Origin of the sequence: Streptomyces albipurpureus, assembly GCF_023701525.1 — a bacterium.
GTDB classification, from domain to species: domain Bacteria; phylum Actinomycetota; class Actinomycetes; order Streptomycetales; family Streptomycetaceae; genus Streptomyces; species Streptomyces albipurpureus.
On the sequence record NZ_JAMQAW010000028.1, the window covers coordinates 147,443 to 163,356 of the forward strand.

12 protein-coding genes are annotated in these 15,914 nt (G+C 69.8%); 3 read left to right on the plus strand and 9 right to left on the minus strand.

Going from position 1 to position 15,914, the window contains the following annotated elements; all coding sequences use genetic code 11:
- Positions 1–507: 507 nt before the first annotated feature.
- The 5 genes from NBG84_RS22810 to NBG84_RS22830 all read right to left on the minus strand — a co-directional run bounded on the left by NBG84_RS22810 (position 508) and on the right by NBG84_RS22830 (position 7,961).
- A complete protein-coding gene (locus NBG84_RS22810; RefSeq protein WP_250921416.1) occupies positions 508–1,131 on the minus strand; it encodes a GntR family transcriptional regulator in 624 nt (207 codons plus the stop codon).
- 143 nt (positions 1,132–1,274) lie between these two features.
- The gene (gene sucB, locus NBG84_RS22815) at positions 1,275–3,176 is read right to left on the minus strand and encodes a 2-oxoglutarate dehydrogenase, E2 component, dihydrolipoamide succinyltransferase (RefSeq protein WP_250921417.1); all 1,902 of its coding nucleotides are present in this window, start codon (positions 3,174–3,176) and stop codon (positions 1,275–1,277) included.
- A 128-nt stretch (positions 3,177–3,304) separates the two neighbouring features.
- Positions 3,305–4,693 carry a dihydrolipoyl dehydrogenase gene (lpdA, locus tag NBG84_RS22820; protein ID WP_250921418.1) on the minus strand — a complete coding sequence of 463 codons (1,389 nt, stop codon included), beginning with the start codon at positions 4,691–4,693 and terminating at the stop codon, positions 3,305–3,307.
- Positions 4,694–5,074: 381 nt separating this feature from the next.
- The gene (locus NBG84_RS22825) at positions 5,075–6,592 is read right to left on the minus strand and encodes a leucyl aminopeptidase (RefSeq protein WP_250921419.1); all 1,518 of its coding nucleotides are present in this window, start codon (positions 6,590–6,592) and stop codon (positions 5,075–5,077) included.
- A gap of 577 nt (positions 6,593–7,169) precedes the next feature.
- Positions 7,170–7,961: an adenosylcobinamide-GDP ribazoletransferase gene (locus NBG84_RS22830; RefSeq protein WP_250921438.1), complete on the minus strand. Its 792-nt coding sequence runs from the start codon at positions 7,959–7,961 to the stop codon at positions 7,170–7,172.
- 159 nt (positions 7,962–8,120) lie between these two features.
- Here NBG84_RS22830 and NBG84_RS22835 point away from each other — a divergent pair, with 159 nt between their 5' ends.
- Complete coding sequence (locus NBG84_RS22835; protein ID WP_250921420.1) at positions 8,121–8,888, plus strand: hypothetical protein; 768 nt, start codon at positions 8,121–8,123, stop codon at positions 8,886–8,888.
- A gap of 332 nt (positions 8,889–9,220) precedes the next feature.
- Here the strand turns inward: NBG84_RS22835 and NBG84_RS22840 are convergent, their stop codons facing one another.
- From NBG84_RS22840 to NBG84_RS22850, 3 genes are all read right to left on the minus strand, one after another.
- Entirely contained in the window at positions 9,221–10,996 is a 1,776-nt protein-coding gene (locus tag NBG84_RS22840; protein WP_250921421.1) for a phosphatidylglycerol lysyltransferase domain-containing protein, read from the minus strand.
- 79 nt (positions 10,997–11,075) lie between these two features.
- Entirely contained in the window at positions 11,076–12,233 is a 1,158-nt protein-coding gene (gene cobT / locus NBG84_RS22845) for a nicotinate-nucleotide--dimethylbenzimidazole phosphoribosyltransferase (RefSeq protein WP_250921422.1), read from the minus strand.
- 30 nt (positions 12,234–12,263) lie between these two features.
- Complete coding sequence (locus tag NBG84_RS22850; RefSeq protein ID WP_250921439.1) at positions 12,264–13,463, minus strand: bifunctional adenosylcobinamide kinase/adenosylcobinamide-phosphate guanylyltransferase; 1,200 nt, start codon at positions 13,461–13,463, stop codon at positions 12,264–12,266.
- 92 nt (positions 13,464–13,555) lie between these two features.
- On the opposite strand from NBG84_RS22850, the gene NBG84_RS22855 reads away from it, so the two are divergent.
- Both NBG84_RS22855 and NBG84_RS22860 read left to right on the plus strand, forming a co-directional pair.
- Complete coding sequence (locus NBG84_RS22855; protein ID WP_250921423.1) at positions 13,556–13,762, plus strand: hypothetical protein; 207 nt, start codon at positions 13,556–13,558, stop codon at positions 13,760–13,762.
- A 502-nt stretch (positions 13,763–14,264) separates the two neighbouring features.
- Entirely contained in the window at positions 14,265–14,426 is a 162-nt protein-coding gene (locus tag NBG84_RS22860; RefSeq protein ID WP_250921424.1) for a hypothetical protein, read from the plus strand.
- Between the two features lie 117 nt (positions 14,427–14,543).
- Here NBG84_RS22860 and NBG84_RS22865 read toward each other — a convergent pair whose 3' ends face one another.
- On the minus strand, positions 14,544–15,614 hold the full coding sequence (locus NBG84_RS22865; RefSeq protein ID WP_250921425.1) for a S1C family serine protease: 1,071 nt from the start codon (positions 15,612–15,614) through the stop codon (positions 14,544–14,546).
- Positions 15,615–15,914: the final 300 nt, after the last annotated feature.

Sequence of the window (15,914 nt, forward strand, 5' to 3'; positions counted from 1 at the left end):
GATCGATGATCGATCAAAGTATTCGGAGATAAAACTACCCCGGAAGTCAAAGTTGGCATTCCGTGCCCTGGATAACGGCACCCGGTGCCGTCATTCCCCGCTCTGATCAGGGGTTTGTTGCTGGCTGGGCCAGTGGGAACGGCCAGATCTCGCCGCTCCCCGAGGGCGCCCTTCGGGGGCTGGCAGCGGGGGCTGCGGGGGTTGGCCGCGGTGGCGCAGCCGGAATGGACTCGGGCCATGGGCGAACCCTGCGACAGAGGCGTTGGGCCCGCCTAAAGCACCGCATCGACGCTCGCCGGGACCCGGGCCGCACCGCCCAGTCCCGTGGTGTACGGCGGTCCGGCCAGGGGAAGGCGCTGACGACGGGCCGAAGCGCCTACCGGTACGGAGTGCCCACAGGGAGGGGCGGCCTCGGGCTTGGCCCGGCTTATCTGCGCCGTCCGCCCACCCGCGAGCCGTGGGTCACCGTGAGCCCCGGGCGCGACGCAGGCCTTTGGCGGACGGGTCCTACGCGTGCGGTGCACAGCCGAGTACATGCGCCTTGACCAGCAGTCCGATGTCCGGATCCCGACGCAGGAACGCCTCCACCAAGGCTTCATGCTCCTCGGCGTACGACTGCTGCACGGTGCCCAACCATCTGATGGACAGGGCGGTGAAGACCTCGATGCCCAGCCCCTCCCAGGTGTGGAGCAGCACCGCGTTGTCCGCCGCGCGCACCAGTTCCCGGTGGAAGGCGACCGTGTGGCGCACCTGACCGGCCGAGTCGCCCGCGTGGTCCGCCGCGTAGAGGGCCGTCACATGCGGAGTGAGCGCCGAGCAGTCCTCAGCCAGCTGTGCGGCCGCAAGCTCCGCCGCGATCTGCTCAAGGCCCGCCCGTACCGGATAGCTCTCCTCCAGGTCCGCCGCCGTGAGGTTCCGCACCCGTACGCCCTTGTTGGGCGCGGATTCGATCAGCCGCAGGCTCTCCAGCTCGCGCAGCGCTTCACGGACGGGGGTCTGGGAGACCTGGAGCTCGGTGGCGATACCGCGCTCCACGATCCGCTCACCTGGCTTCCAGCGGCCGCTGACGATCCCCTCCACGATGTGCGCGCGGATCTGCTCCCGCAGCGACTGGACAACGGGCGGGGTCATGGGGGCTCCTTTGGGGACGGGTGTAACTCACCGATTATGCCCCTCGGCGGTTGGGTGGCAGCGAGACGCACGGCGCCCCCGCCCGGGAGAACCCCGGACGGGGGCGCCGTAGTGCACTGTCTGCGGACAACCGCTGACGGACCTCAGAGGCCCAGCTCAACCTCGAACTCGCCAGCTTCGAGGATCGCCTTGACGGCCGTCAGGTAGCGGGCGGCGTCCGCGCCGTCCACCAGCCGGTGGTCGTAGGAGAGCGAGAGATATGTCATGTCACGGACACCGATCACGGTGCCGTCGACGGTCTCGATGACGGCCGGGCGCTTCACCGTGGCGCCGATGCCCAGGATGGCGGCCTGGGTGGGCGGCACGATGACCGTGTCGAAGAGCGCACCGCGCGAGCCGGTGTTGCTGATGGTGAAGGTCGCACCCGCGAGGTCGTCCGGCCGGATCTTGTTGTTGCGTACGGCCCCGGCCAGCTCGGCGGTCTTCTTGGCGATACCGGCGATGTTCAGGTCGCCGGCGCCCTTGATGACCGGTGTCATCAGCCCCTTCTCGGAGTCCACGGCGATGCCGATGTTCTCCGTGTCGAAGTAGGTGACGGTGCCTTCGTCCTCGTTGATGCGCGCGTTGACGATCGGGTGGGCCTTCAGCGCCTGCGCCGCGGCCTTCACGAAGAACGGCATCGGCGAGAGCTTGACGCCCTCACGGGCCGCGAAGCTCTCCTTGGCCTGGCTGCGCAGCCGCATCAGCTTGGTGACGTCGACCTCGACGACCGAGGTCAACTGGGCCTGGCTGTGCAGCGCCTTCATCATGTTGTCGCCGATGAGCTTGCGCATCCGGGTCATCTTGACCGTCTGACCGCGCAGCGGGGACACCGCGAGCGCAGGAGCCTTCGCCTGTGGCGCGGCGGCCGCGGGAGCGGCGACCGGAGCCGGCGCGGCGGCCTTGGAGGCCTCCGCCGCGTCGATGACGTCCTGCTTGCGGATACGACCGCCCACGCCCGAGCCCTTGACCGCGGACAGGTCCACGCTGTTCTCGGAGGCGAGCTTGCGGACCAGCGGGGTCACATAGACATCGCTACCGACGGGAGCCGCCGGTGCCGGTGCGGGTGCCGCTGCCTGGGCGGGTGCCGGTGCCGGTGCGGCAGGTGCGGCCGGAGCCGGTGCCTGAGCTGCCGGCGCGGGGGCCGGGGGAGCGACAGGTGCAGCCGGGGCTGCGGGAGCGGCCGGTGCGGCGGCCGGTGCAGGGGGAGCGGCAGGCGCCGGGGGAGCCGCCGGTGCCTCCTGCACGGGGGCGGGTGCCTCCGGTGCCGGAGCGGGTGCCGGGGCTGCGGGCTGAGCGGGGGCGGCCGGAGCGGCACCCGGAGCGCCGATGACGGCCAGCCTGGCGCCGACCTCGGCGGTCTCGTCCTCGCCGACCACGATCTCCAGCAGTACGCCGGCCGTGGGGGCGGGGATCTCCGTGTCGACCTTGTCGGTCGAGACCTCAAGCAGCGGCTCGTCGGCCTCGACGGACTCGCCGACCTCCTTCAGCCAGCGGGTGACGGTGCCCTCGGTGACGCTCTCACCGAGCGCCGGCAGGACCACGTCCGTGCCGCTCGCACCACCGGCGGGGGCGGCCGGCGCGGCCGGTGCTTCCTGGACCGGAGCCGGAGCCGGAGCCGGAGCCTCAGCGACCGGTGCGGCAGCGGGGGCGGGGGCTTCCTGCACGGGGGCGGGTGCCTCCGGTGCCGGAGCGGGTGCCGGGGCAGCGGCCGGAGCTGCGGGGGCCTCAGCAGCAGCCGGTGCCGGCGCCTCGGCCGGAGCGCCGGACCCGTCGTCGATGATCGCCAGCTCGGCGCCGACCTCGACGGTCTCGTCCTCGGCGACCTTGATGGATGCCAGCACACCGGACGCGGGTGCGGGAATCTCCGTGTCGACCTTGTCGGTCGAGACCTCAAGCAACGGCTCGTCGGCCTCGACGCGCTCGCCCTCGGCCTTCAGCCAGCGGGTGACAGTGCCCTCAGTGACGCTCTCACCGAGCGCCGGAAGGGTTACGGAAACCGACATGGTTTCAGTTGCTCCTAACGGTGGGGTCTCCCCAGCTCAAGCGAAGCGCGAGCCTAGGGGAAGTGCGGAAGTGGTCGTCTGGCCCGAGGGACTCAGTCAGCTCAAGCGGTTCAGCGTGCTCAGGCACCTTAGTCATGGGCGTGCAGCGGCTTGCCCGCGAGCGCGAGGTGGGCCTCGCCGAGCGCCTCGTTCTGCGTCGGGTGCGCGTGGATGAGCTGCGCGACCTCGGACGGCAGAGCCTCCCAGTTGTAGATCAGCTGCGCCTCGCCGATCTGCTCGCCCATCCGGTCACCGACCATGTGGACGCCGACCACGGCACCATCCTTGACCTGGACGAGCTTGATCTCACCCTGGGTCTTGAGGATCTTGCTCTTGCCGTTGCCACCGAGGTTGTACTTCAGGGCGACGACCTTGTCCGCACCGTAGATCTCCTTGGCCTTGGCCTCGGTGATGCCCACGGACGCGACCTCGGGGTGGCAGTACGTCACCCGGGGCACGCCGTCGTAGTCGACCGGGACCGGGCTCAGACCGGCGAGCCGCTCCGCGACCAGGATGCCCTCGGCGAAGCCGACGTGCGCGAGCTGAAGCGTCGGGACGAGGTCGCCGACCGCGGAGATCGTGGGCACGTTCGTCCGCATGTACTCATCGGCCAGGACATAGCCGCGGTCCATCGCGACGCCCTGCTCCTCGTACCCGAGGCCGGCCGAGACCGGGCCGCGGCCGACGGCCACCAGCAGCACCTCGGCCTCGAAGGTCTTGCCGTCCGCGAGGGTGACGCGGACGCCGTCCTGGGTGTACTCCGCCTTCTCGAAGAAGGTGCCCAGGTTGAACTTGATGCCGCGCTTGCGGAACGCGCGCTCAAGAAGCTTGGAACTGTTCTCGTCCTCGACCGGGACCAGGTGCTTGAGTCCCTCGATGACGGTCACGTCGGCGCCGAAGGACTTCCACGCGGACGCGAACTCCACCCCGATCACACCGCCGCCGAGCACGATCGCCGACTGCGGGACGCGGTCCAGCTTCAGCGCGTGGTCGGAGGAGATGATGCGGTTGCCGTCGATCTCCAGACCGGGCAGCGACTTCGGTACGGAACCGGTCGCGAGCAGGATGTGACGGCCCTGCACACGCTGGCCGTTGACATCGACCGAGGTCGGCGAGGACAGCCGGCCCTCGCCCTCAATGGTGGTGATCTTGCGAGAGGCGATCAGACCCTGGAGTCCCTTGTACAGGCCGGAGATCACCTCGTCCTTGTACTTGTGCACGGCTGCGACGTCGATGCCCTCGAACGTCGCCCGGACACCGAACTGCTCGGACTCACGGGCCTGGTCCGCGATCTCACCGGCGTGCAGAAGAGCCTTGGTGGGAATGCAGCCGTAGTGCAGGCAGGTGCCGCCCAGCTTGTCCTTCTCAATCAGGGCGACGTCCAGGCCCAGCTGGGCTCCGCGCAGCGCCGCAGCGTAACCGCCGCTACCGCCGCCGAGGATCACTAGGTCGAAAACGGTGCTGGCGTCGTTCGCCACGTCACGTCCTCCATGCATGTGCGCCGGTCGCCCGGGTCCCCCTTCCCGGGGGATGGGCCGGCCGATCGGCTGGTGTGCGGCCGCTGTTTCTTCGGCCCTGTCGTGGGGCCCTGTCCTGCCGAGCCCATCTTCGCACTTGTTGGGGGAAGACGGGACGCGGGGCGGGGGTCTTCCGGCGTCTGATCGATCACCCCGTATGTTACTGCTGCGTAATAACCCGGCCCCGGCCGGAACGATTCCGCTGACACCGGGATTTCGTCGAGAGCGAACGTGCCCGCGGGGACCGGTAGCAGGAGCCCGCAGGGGCCGGTGGTGAAGAGAAGGAGGGCGGTGCCGGACAAACCGCCCGGGACCGCCCCCTCAGTCATCGCCCGTCGACTGTCAGCCGAGGTCGCCCGCGCCGATCCGCTCGGCCAGCTTCACCAGGGTGCGGACCGAGGATCCCGTGCCGCCCTTGGGGGTGTAGCCGAAGGGCGCGCCCTCGTGGAAGGCCGGACCCGCGATGTCCAGGTGCGCCCAGGTGATCCCTTCGCCCACGAACTCCTGGAGGAAGAGCCCGGCCACCAGCCCGCTGCCCATCCGCTCGCCCATGTTGGCGATGTCGGCGGTGGGGGAGTCCATGCCCTTGCGCAGCTCCGAGGGGAGCGGCATCGGCCAGGACTGTTCGCCGGCTTCCTCCGCGGTCTCGTAGATCGCGGTGCGGAACGCGTCGTCGTTGGCCATGATGCCGAAGGTGCGGTTGCCGAGGGCGACCATCATCGCGCCGGTCAGCGTCGCCACGTCCACGATCGCGTCCGGCTTCTCCTCGGACGCCTTCCACAGCGCGTCCGCCAGCACCAGGCGCCCCTCGGCGTCCGTGTTGAGCACCTCCACCGTCTTACCGCTGTACATCCGCAGCACGTCGCCGGGACGGACGGCCGAGCCGGACGGCATGTTCTCGGCCAGGGCGAGCCAGCCGGTGATGTTCACCGGGAGTCCGAGCCGGGCGGCGGCGATGACAGCTGCGAACACCGCGGCGGCACCCGCCATATCGCACTTCATCGTCTCGTTGTGCCCCGCGGGCTTCAGCGAGATGCCGCCCGAGTCATAGGTGATGCCCTTGCCGACGAGTGCCAGCGTCTTGGCGTCCTTGGAGTGGGTGTAGCTGAGCTTCACCAGGCGCGGCGGGTTCTGCGACCCCTGCCCGACGCCCAGGATGCCGCCGTAGCCGCCCTTGAGGAGTGCCTTGTCGTCGAGGACCTGCACCTTGACGCCGTGTTCCTTGCCCGCTGCGGTGACCTGGGCGGCGAAGGACTCGGGGGTGAGGTCATTGGGCGGAGCGTTGACCAGGTCACGTGCGCGATTCAGCTCTTGGGTGACCGTCAGCGCACGCTCGGCCGCGGCCTTGTGCGCCTTGTCCCGCGGCTTGGCACCCAGCACGGCGATCTCGGCGAGCGGTGCCTTCGGACCGTTCTTTCCGTCGCCGCCCTGGTAGGCGGTGAAGGCGTACGCGCCCAGCAGGGCACCCTCGGCGATCGCCTCGGTGTCCTCCGCCGCCTCGATCGGCAGCGCGAAGGCGGCCTTCTTGAGACCGGCCAGGGTACGGGCGGCGGTGCCCGCGGCCCGACGCAGCGCCTCGGCTCCGTACGCCTCGTCGTCGCCCGGGACGGCGCCGAGGCCGACCGCGATGATCAACGGCGCCTTGATGCCGGCCGGCGCGGGAACCTTGGTCAGTTCGCCCTCGGAGCCACCGGCGCCGAGGGTTTCCAGAACGGAGGCGAGCTTGCCGTCGAACGCCTTGTCCACGGCCTCCGCGCCCGGTGCGACCACCGGGCCCTTGGCGCCCTTCGCGACCCCGATGACAAGGGCGTCGGCGCGCAGCGTCGCGGCGCCGGCAGTGCTGAGAGTGAGAGCAGTCACGGTGGTGAAATCTCGCTTCCGTTGAGTTCGGGGGCCGTCGGGGGGATAGGTCGACATCCCGCCCGGGAAAAGCCTACGCGCGGTCATATGGGTCGCTCACGGCGGCAGCCGTTCACTTCCCCCGTGGCGCCGGTGCCGGATCGGGGCCCTGGCGACCGGGTGCGAGGTGAGGTGCCCGGGGCTTGGACGGCCCGCTGGTCGGACTCCCATCGGCGCGGGGGCACTTGACCGGAGCGTGGTGACCCTTCCCGCACGGTGTGCGTTCCCTGGCCCGTCACGACCGGGAGCCGGCGCCGACGGTGGAGAACGCGCCGTGTTCACCGCGGGCGCACAACCACTCCACCCGGCGAGGGGCCGCCGGCGAGATCGGGTGTCCGGGTGATGCCCGTGATCCCTCTTCAGCGGGCCGCTGACATTGACGGCGAGACCACACCGGCAGGTTGACGCGGGGTCTTGAGGCCTTCGTCCGGAAACTGCTTCGGAGCCTGACCGCGCCCCAGCCGCATACGAGCCAGGGTTGCGGGGCCGCCGGGACCCAGGTGGCGTACGCGGACACCCAGCGAGGTCTCCTGAACCGTCAGCCCAGGACCAGAGCGACCAGGCAGACCGTCGCCGCGGTCTCCGCCACGGCGCCGAACACATCGCCCGTCACCCCGCCGAAGCGCCGTACGCAGTGCCGCAGCAGCAACTGGGCCGCCACCAGCCCACCGCCCACGGCCAGCGCGAAGTGCACAGCGCTGAGCGGACCGGACGCGTACGAGTAGCTGCCCGAGATCGCCCCCACCGCGGCACAGATCGCCGTCACCAGAAGCGTCACCAGCAGGGCGGCCCGTAGCGAGAGCACTTCGGCGACCGCCGCACCCAGGCCTTCGGGGCGGGCCGCCGGTACCCCGGTGCGGGCGGTGAGGGTGAGGGCGAGACGGGCGGCGACGCCGGAGACGACCGCGCCCAGTGCGCCGTACGCCCAGCCCTTCCCGTACAGCTCATGGAGAGCGGCGATCTGGGCCAACAGGGTGAAGAGCAGGGTGAGGACACCGAAGGGGCCGATGTCCGACTGTTTCATGATCTTCAGGGCGTCTTCGGCCGGGCGGCCGCTGCCGAGGCCGTCCGCCGTGTCGGCGAGTCCGTCCAGATGAAGACCGCGGGTGAGTACGGCGGGAACAGCCGCGGCGGCGACCGCGGTGAGCAGCGGCCCGGACCCCAGCAGCACGAGGAGCCCGCCGACCGCTGCCCCGAACACGCCGACGACCAGTCCCACCAGGGGCGCACACACCATCCCGGCGCGAGCGGCGTCCCGATCCCACCGGGTGACGCGCACGGGCAGGACGCTGAGGGTGCCCAAGGCGAAACGTATGCCGGTCAGAGCCATCGAGGCGGGTGCTTCACTCACCGCCGAAGGGTAGCCCGCCGTGGGCGACCGGATGAGCTGCGGCGGCCCGGCTCAGCAGGGGCGGGCCCTGCTGACCTCCCACACCCGCCAGCCCTCAACGGTAAATTGCGCATAGCACGCAAAACGGGAGGGCTGTCCATGGCTAACTGGTTCTCCGCCAACATCATCGAGCCGGGGAAGCTCCCGATGCTCCTGGCCCTGATCTCCTTTGTGCTGACCTTCCTCATCACCCGTGTCATCACCCGGATGATCCGCGCCGGGCGCGGCCCCTTCCGCAACATCGCTCCCGGCGGAGTGCATATCCACCATGTCGTCCCCGGGGTCGTCCTGATGCTCGTAGGCGGCTTCGCGGCCGTCGGCAGTGGGCGGCACGGCATCGCCGCCTCCATCTGCGCGGTCATCTTCGGGGTGGGGTCAGGGCTGGTTCTGGATGAGTTCGCGCTGATCGTCCACACGGACGACGTGTACTGGACGGAGGAAGGCCGTCAGAGCGTGGAGGCGGTCATCGTGGCCACCGCTCTCGCCCTCCTGGTGCTCAGCGGCTTCTCGCCGCTCGGTGTGGACACCCTCACCCCGGACGAACGGCAGAGTCGTGCCACTCTCATCAGCACCCTCGTACTGAACTTCCTCCTGGTGATCGTCACCCTCCTCAAGGGCAAACCGCAGTTGGCCCTCATCGGCACCCTGGTGCCCTTCGCCGCCGTCTTCGGCGCGGTACGGCTGGCCAAACCGACCTCCTACTGGGCCCGGCGCTTCTACCGCGGGCGACCCAAGGCGCGGGCCAGGGCCAGGCTGCGCCTCTACCGGCACGATCGGCGCTGGAACGGACCGCGACGCAGATTCCAGGATCTGATCGGCGGCACGCCCGACCCCGAGCGCTCGGCCGTCCGGGCCTCAGGCCGCTGACGCCGTCCCCACCGCGCGGCAATCCCACTCAGGACCATGGCCGCCATGGCGAGCGGGCCGGTGACATACGCCTCGAAGCGCCAGCAGACCCTGACCGCCGGGCCCACGACCGCCGCTGACGGGCCCGGCTGCCACGACCTGGGCGTCCGTAGCCGGTAGGGGGTGGGCCCGGGGGCGCGAGGGGCCGACCACCGGGGTCCCGGCCCATACGGCCCGATGTCCTGGAGGTGGTGGCAGTTCCCGGTCCCGCACCCCACCCCTTGCCGGCCAGGGCCCGGCGGACCGCCCGTACGGCGGTCCCCATTCACGGCGGGCAGAAGTGCCGGCCGTGTTCACCGACCGCTCTCCACCTGCCTGCGGCGCGACCACTTCGGCAGCCCCGGCGCCTCCAGGAAGCCCTCGGCGCGGCCGGCGGCGATACCGATCCGCAGCAGGTCGGCACTCTTCTCGAAGAGCAGGAAGCGGGGTTCCCACAGGGGGCGGTACTTGGCGTTGGCACGGTAGAGGGACTCGATCTGCCACCAGCGCGAGAAGAAGCCCAGCAGCGAGCACCAGAGCCGTAGGACCGGTCCCGCGCCCAGCCTGGAGCCGCGTTCGAAGGCCGAGCGGAACATGGCGAAGTTCAGCGACACCTGGCTCACCCCGATGTCCCCGGCCCGCTGGAGGAGCTCGATGACCATGAACTCCATCAGCCCGTTCTCGGAATCCCGATCACGCCGCATGAGATCGAGGGAGAGCCCTTTGGGCCCCCAGGGCACAAAGCTGAGCACCGCCCGCAGCTCACCGTGTCCATCAGTGCATTCGAGCATCACACAGCGACCGTCGCCAGGGTCACCCAACCGTCCCAGCGCCATGGAGAAGCCCCGCTCGGTCATACCGTCACGCCACTCATCGGCCCGGCGCAGCAGGGCCTCCATCTCATCGGCCGCAATCTCCTCATGGCGACGAATCCGCACCTGGTAGCCGGCCCGCCGGACCCGGTTGTAGGCCTGACGCACCGTCCGCATCGCGCGCCCCTGGAGGGTGAAGTCGGCGGCCTCGACGATCGCCTCGTCACCCAACTCCAGGGCGTCGAGGCCGTGGCGGGCGTAGATGGTCCCCGCCTCCTGGCTCGCGCCCATCACCGCCGGAGTCCAACCGTGCGCTCGGGCCTCGGCGAGCCAGGGCTCGATCGCCCCCGGCCAGGCCTCCGGATCGCCGATCGGATCGCCCGATGCCAGCGAGACCCCACCCACCACCCGATAGACGACGGCCGCCTTCCCGGTGGGCGACCACACCGTGCTCTTCTCTCGCCGCAGGGCGAAGTAGCCGAGCGAGTCCCGCTCGCCATGGAGATCGAGGAGGGCCCGCAGCCGTTCGTCGTCGTCCGCGCTCAACGGGTCGACGACACGACCGGAGCGGAAGGCCGCGTAGAGGACGGCGAGGAGCAGCAGTGTCGACTGCGCGTTGATGACGACATCGACCCAGCCCGGGGTGGCGATGCCCGCGAAGGGTGGGTCATCGGCGGCGAGTGAGACCAGCCGCGTCACGCCGTAGCGCCAACGTTCCAGGAAGGAGGAGCCCGCTGAGGCCGTGTTGGCCGCGGTGACCAGGACGGTCGCCAGCAGCGAGGAGACCAGCAGCCCGCTCGTCGCGACGACCGCGGCCAGTTTGGTGTTGGAACGGTCGCCCACCGCGGAGAACTCCTCGCGGCCCAGCAGCAGTGCGATCAGGAAGGCGGCGGTGAGAGCGAGCGAGACCCAGTTCTGGGCAGGTGCGCGTAGGGCCGGATCGACCGCCAGAGCGAGTGCGAGCAGCAGGAGGAAGAGCCCGCTCAGGACCAGGTTGAGAATCCATGCGGCGCGCTTGCGACGGCGCATGGTGAGGGCGAGGAAGAGGGTGAACGCTCCCGAAGCGAAGCCCGCCGTCAGCAGATACGGGGTGAAGTAGTCGTCGATGTTGTGGCGCCGGAGATCCTGTCCGAGCGACACCCACACCGCACTCAGCAAGTTGACGAAGGCCACCGCCCGCAGATACCAGACGGCGAACGCCGCGCCCCGCCGCGAGCGGACCGTGCTTCGGCTCGCGCCGCGCTGTGCCTCTTCGCCGGAAAAACGGACCTCTCCCATGAAAAGCGATGATATGGGGCATCTCTGGTCATGGTGGGCGAGGATGGCACCGCCTGTTCAGCGTGGCCACACCTGCGCGTCAGTCCTTGTCGCTCCCCGCGGACGGCGAGGTCGCTGCCGGATCATCCGACTCCACCCGCCCGGCCTGATCGGACGGCGCCGTCTCCTCGGTCTGATCGGCCGCTGTCGGCTCCGTACGCTCCGGCAGTTCGGCCGCGAGCGCGGCAGCCGCCTGGACGATGGGGAGGGCGAGCAGCGCCCCGGTTCCCTCCCCGACGGTGACGCCATGGTCGAGCAGAGGATTGAGCGCCATGCGATCCAGCGCCTTCGCCTGCGCGGGCTCACCGCTGAGCGGTCCGGCCAACCACCAGTCAGGCGCCCGATAAGCCGCCCGTTGCCCAACGAGCGCACACGCGGCCGCGACCACCCCGTCCAAGATCACTGGCATCCGGCGCACCGCGCTCTGGAGGAGGAAACCGGTCATGGCAGCCAACTCCGCGCCTCCGACGGCCGCCAGCAACTCCAGCTGATCGCCCAACACCGGCCGGGCGCGCCGCAGGGAATCCCGGATCGCCGCGCACTTGCGCATCCACGCCAGATCGTCGATGCCCGCGGCACCCCGCCCGGTCACCACCGAAGCATCCGTGCCACAGAGCGCGGCGATCAACGTCGACGCCGCCGTGGTCCCGCCGACACTCAGATCGCCGAGAACCACCAGATCCGTACCGGAATCGGCCTCCTCATCGGCGACCGCCATTCCCAGCCGCACCGCACGCTCGGCTTCATCGGCCGTCAGCGCGTCCTCGATGTCGATCCGCCCGCTGCCACGCCGCACCCGATGGCGCACGACGTCATCCGGCAAGGACCGCGGGTCGCAGTCGAGACCGGCGTCGATGATCCGCACCGCGACACCCGCCCGGCGAGCCACCACCGCCACCGGGCTCGCGCCCTCCAGCACCGCTCGCACCAGGACATGTGTCGAACCAGCCACCCGGCCCGACACACCGAGGTCCGCCACTCCGTGGTCACCTGCGAACAGCACCACGCGGGGCTGCTCGATCGGCTTCACCGGCACACAACCCTGAGCGAGCGACAGCCACTCGCTCAGCTCATCGAGACGGCCGAGCGCACCCGGCGGGACGCCGAGCCGCGCTCTGCGCTCCTCGGCGCTTCGACGGAGGCCGCTGTCGGGGCGCTCGATCAGATCGGAGAAGTCATCGAGATTCAGCCTGCTCATTCGCCGAACAGTACCCGCACACCCCGCCGATCAGCTTCGGAGCACCAACGCCTGCCCCGCGACCACCAACAGCACCTGCTCGCACTCCGCCGCGTAGGCCGCGTTCAACCGCCCCAGCTCATCGCGGAAGCGCCGACCCGACGCGGTGGCCGGTACGACCCCCGAGCCCACCTCATTGGTCACCGTGACCAGCGTCCGCTGGGTCTCCCGCACGGCGGCGACCAACTCGGCGACCCGCTGACGCAGCGCCTGCTCACCGCCCTGCCGCCACCGCGCGTCGTCCCAGGCGCCCACCCGGTCCATCGCGTCGGTGAGCCACAGCGACAGACAGTCGATCAGCAGCGGCGGACCGTCCTCCGCGAGCAGCGGCACCAGATCACATGTCTCAGCCGTACGCCAGGAACCGGGTCGGCGCTCCCGGTGCAGGGAGACCCGATCCGCCCACTCGGCATCCTCCTCCCGGGTCCCTCCCGTCGCCACGTACAGCACATCCGGGAAGGTCTCCAGGCGCCGCTCGGCCTCCAGGGACTTGCCCGAGCGCGCCCCGCCAGTGACCAGCGTGCGGCGCGGCACATCCGGTACGGCGTGGTACTCGCCGACCGTCAGGGTCGTCCCATCGGGTACGGCTCGCGCACCCGCGGCGGAGAGCCTGCGATCCAGTTCAGGGCCGCCCGGGACCTCATGGCCGATATGTACGGCGATCACATCCGTGGTCGCACCGATCGCTCCGGCCGCCCGCAACCGGGCGATCGCACCAGGGCGGCCGATGACATCGGCCACGACCATCTCATAAGCGGCCCGCCCCTCCGCGAGACCGGCCGGGGCGCCACCCGGAGGCAGATACAGCAACCGATCACCCTCGGGCGAAGACACCTCGTACCCGGTACCCGGGTGATCCATCGCCACCGCCCGCACCCGATGCCCGCTGATCAGCGTCAACACCCGACCATCCGGCACCCGCCCCGCCGACGGCAACCCCGCGGGCAGTTCGACGGCAGGGCCGTCGTGCGGATGCGTCAACAGCACTTGACGTACGCCGACGAGCGAATGGCCCGCCCGGGCGGCGGCCAGCGCGGCACCGGGCGTGAGATCGAGCAGCAGGGCCCCGTCCACGAGCAGCGCGGTGGCCGCCCTGGCATGAGGCCCGCGGGCGGCCGAACACATGGCACAGGGGCAGTCGGGCTGGGGGAGACCGGCAGGCGAGCCGGTGCCGAGCAAAGTCACTTCCACATCCACGATCCTCCCTCCTCACCGCGGGCAGTGCGCGTCCGGCTACGCTGCGGGCAGGACAGAGATCCTTTGCGGGACTCAGGGAGGCGTACATGGCATGGACGTGGCGGTTCGAAAAGTCCGACGGAACGGAGGTCCAGCCGGCCCTGGAGCCGGAGGAGTTCACGACCCAGGGGGACGCGGAGTCCTGGCTCGGTGAGCACTGGAAAGAGCTACGCGACGGGGGAGCGGACCAGGTGAAGCTCTCGGAAGACGAAACCCAGATCTACGGCCCGATGAGCCTGGACGCACCGGAGTAGCCACCCAGGGACCGCCTTCGGGGGGCGGCCGGCACTCCGAGCCTTGGGGTTTTGGCCGGTTGCCCCTTGGCGGGGGGCCTGGGGTCGGGGTTTGGGTCCTTGGGGTGGGGGCTCCCGTGTTGGGTGTCCTCACCGGGGGTGGAGGGTTCCGTCCTCAAACGCCGGACAGGCTGAGGTGGGTCGACGTGGTGGGTGCTTGTCTTGGTGGGGGCTGCCCGTGCTCAAGGTCGTGGGTTTCCTGTCGTGAGGGTCCTGTCCTGTGGGGGTTGGGGGGTGCTATCGGGGGTGACTCCTCAGCGTCGACGGCCCGAAGCGGCTCCGTGTCGGCATGCGGGTCTTGCCGTCGATCGCTTCCGGGGACACCCCCTGCGCGCCCCCATCCGATACTCGCCTCCCCTGGCACCCAGGCACCTGTCCTGTAGAGCTGGCGTGGGCAAACTGCGCGGCCCACGCCCAAGCCCGGCCCTCCCTGCCCTGTTGTAGAGCCGGGAAGGGGGCAGGCGTGCGACGCCCAAGCCTGGTGCCACCCTGGAGCCTGTCCTGCCCTGATGTAGAGCTGGGAAGGGGGCAGGTGTGCGGGGCCCACGCCCAGGACTGGTCACTCAGCACCCGGGGGGCGTATCCGGTGGAGGAACCGAGGGCCTATGTGTCCGGACTGATCTGATCAATCGCAAAAGCCCAGGGAGCGGTTGGTGATCTCCACAAGGCGGAGAAGGTTCCTGGTCTATGCAGAAGGCCTTCGGGGGGCCATACAGCGAAATGGGGACTTCGGCGGCGGGTGCTAGATCTCGCCGAGAGTTACTTGAGCCGTCCTGGCGTCACCATCACGCAGGTAGCCCACCACTACCTTCTCCCCGGGCTCGTCCGAGGCCAGAGCCTCCGCGAGGGAGGTGATCGTTGTGATCTGCGCCGATCCCACCTTGGTGATGATGTCTCCAGGCTTCAGCCCGGCGTTGTCCGCGGCTCCTCCCTTCTCCACTGTCACCACCGCGGCGCCCGAAGGCTGGTAACTGTCATCGAGGACCGTACGAGCCGTGATGTCCAGCGCCGCCCGACCTGAGTCCGTGACCCGGCCGTTCTGGATGATCTGATCCGCGACGGTCTTCACCATGGCCGCCGGAATGGCGAACCCAATTCCCGGAGCCGCGCCTTCCCCCAGCGCGGGGTCCGTGGCTGCCAATGTCGGAATGCCGATGACTTCGCTGTCCAGATTGACCAGTGCGCCCCCGCTGTTACCTGGGTTGATCGCGGCCGACGTCTGCAACATGTTCCCGATGGTCGCCCCCGTGCCGCCGCCCGACTCACTCTCGGTGACCGTGCGTCCGAGGGCAGAGATGATGCCTTGGGTCACGCTGCTTGACAGCCCCAACGGGGAACCCATCGCCAGCACGATCTGCCCCACTTGAACCTTGGACGAGTCGCCGAACTTGGCTGGCTTCAATCCGGCCGATGCCTGATCCAGCTTGATGACCGCCAGATCCTGTTCCGGATACGAGGAGACCAGCTTTGCGCTCAGGGGCGCTTCTCCCGTCGCCACGGTCACTTTGAAGGATGACCCGTCACCCACCACATGCGCATTGGTGATCACATGCCCCTTGGTGTCATAGACGATGCCCGAGCCCAATGCGTCGCCCGCCTCGATCTGTACCACCGAGGGCAGCACGTTCTTGATCGCGGTCTCATAGTCGGTCTGAAGGTCGTTCGCGGCTTTGGGCGGTACCGCACGGGTGGAGGTCTCGGGCTGTGCGACCGGGGCGCTCGAACAACCCCCGATCAGGGTGGCCGCGCAGATCCCGGCGACGAGGAGCAGCATCCGGCGCATACGCCGGGTGGGGCGAGGGGATGCATCCATGCCCGGAGTATCCCTTTTGACCTAACTCGCCGGCATGCGCTAGGCCGCCGATCAGGTGGCGAAGGGTGATGAAATCAGTCCGGACACATCTGCCCTCGATTCCTCCACCGGATATGCCCCCCGGGTGCTGAGTGACCAGTCCTGGGCATGGGCCCCGCACACCTGCCCCCTTCCCAGCTCTACATCAGGGCAGGACAGGGCAGGACAGGACAGGCCCCAGGGTCAACGGGCACCAGGCTTGGGCGTGGGCCGCACAGTTTGCCCACGCCAGCTCTGCAGGACAGGTGCCTGGGTGCCAGG

Excerpts from the sequence above, each read along its gene's own strand:
- NBG84_RS22810 (WP_250921416.1), bottom strand. The coding sequence starts at position 1,131 with ATGACCCCGCCCGTTGTCCAGTCGCTGCGGGAGCAGATCCGCGCGCAC.
- sucB (WP_250921417.1), bottom strand. The coding sequence starts at position 3,176 with ATGTCGGTTTCCGTAACCCTTCCGGCGCTCGGTGAGAGCGTCACTGAG.
- NBG84_RS22830 (WP_250921438.1), bottom strand. The coding sequence starts at position 7,961 with ATGGCTCTGACCGGCATACGTTTCGCCTTGGGCACCCTCAGCGTCCTG.
- NBG84_RS22835 (WP_250921420.1), top strand. The coding sequence starts at position 8,121 with ATGGCTAACTGGTTCTCCGCCAACATCATCGAGCCGGGGAAGCTCCCG.
- NBG84_RS22840 (WP_250921421.1), bottom strand. The coding sequence starts at position 10,996 with ATGGGAGAGGTCCGTTTTTCCGGCGAAGAGGCACAGCGCGGCGCGAGC.
- cobT (WP_250921422.1), bottom strand. The coding sequence starts at position 12,233 with ATGAGCAGGCTGAATCTCGATGACTTCTCCGATCTGATCGAGCGCCCC.
- NBG84_RS22855 (WP_250921423.1), top strand. The coding sequence starts at position 13,556 with ATGGCATGGACGTGGCGGTTCGAAAAGTCCGACGGAACGGAGGTCCAG.
- NBG84_RS22865 (WP_250921425.1), bottom strand. The coding sequence starts at position 15,614 with ATGGATGCATCCCCTCGCCCCACCCGGCGTATGCGCCGGATGCTGCTC.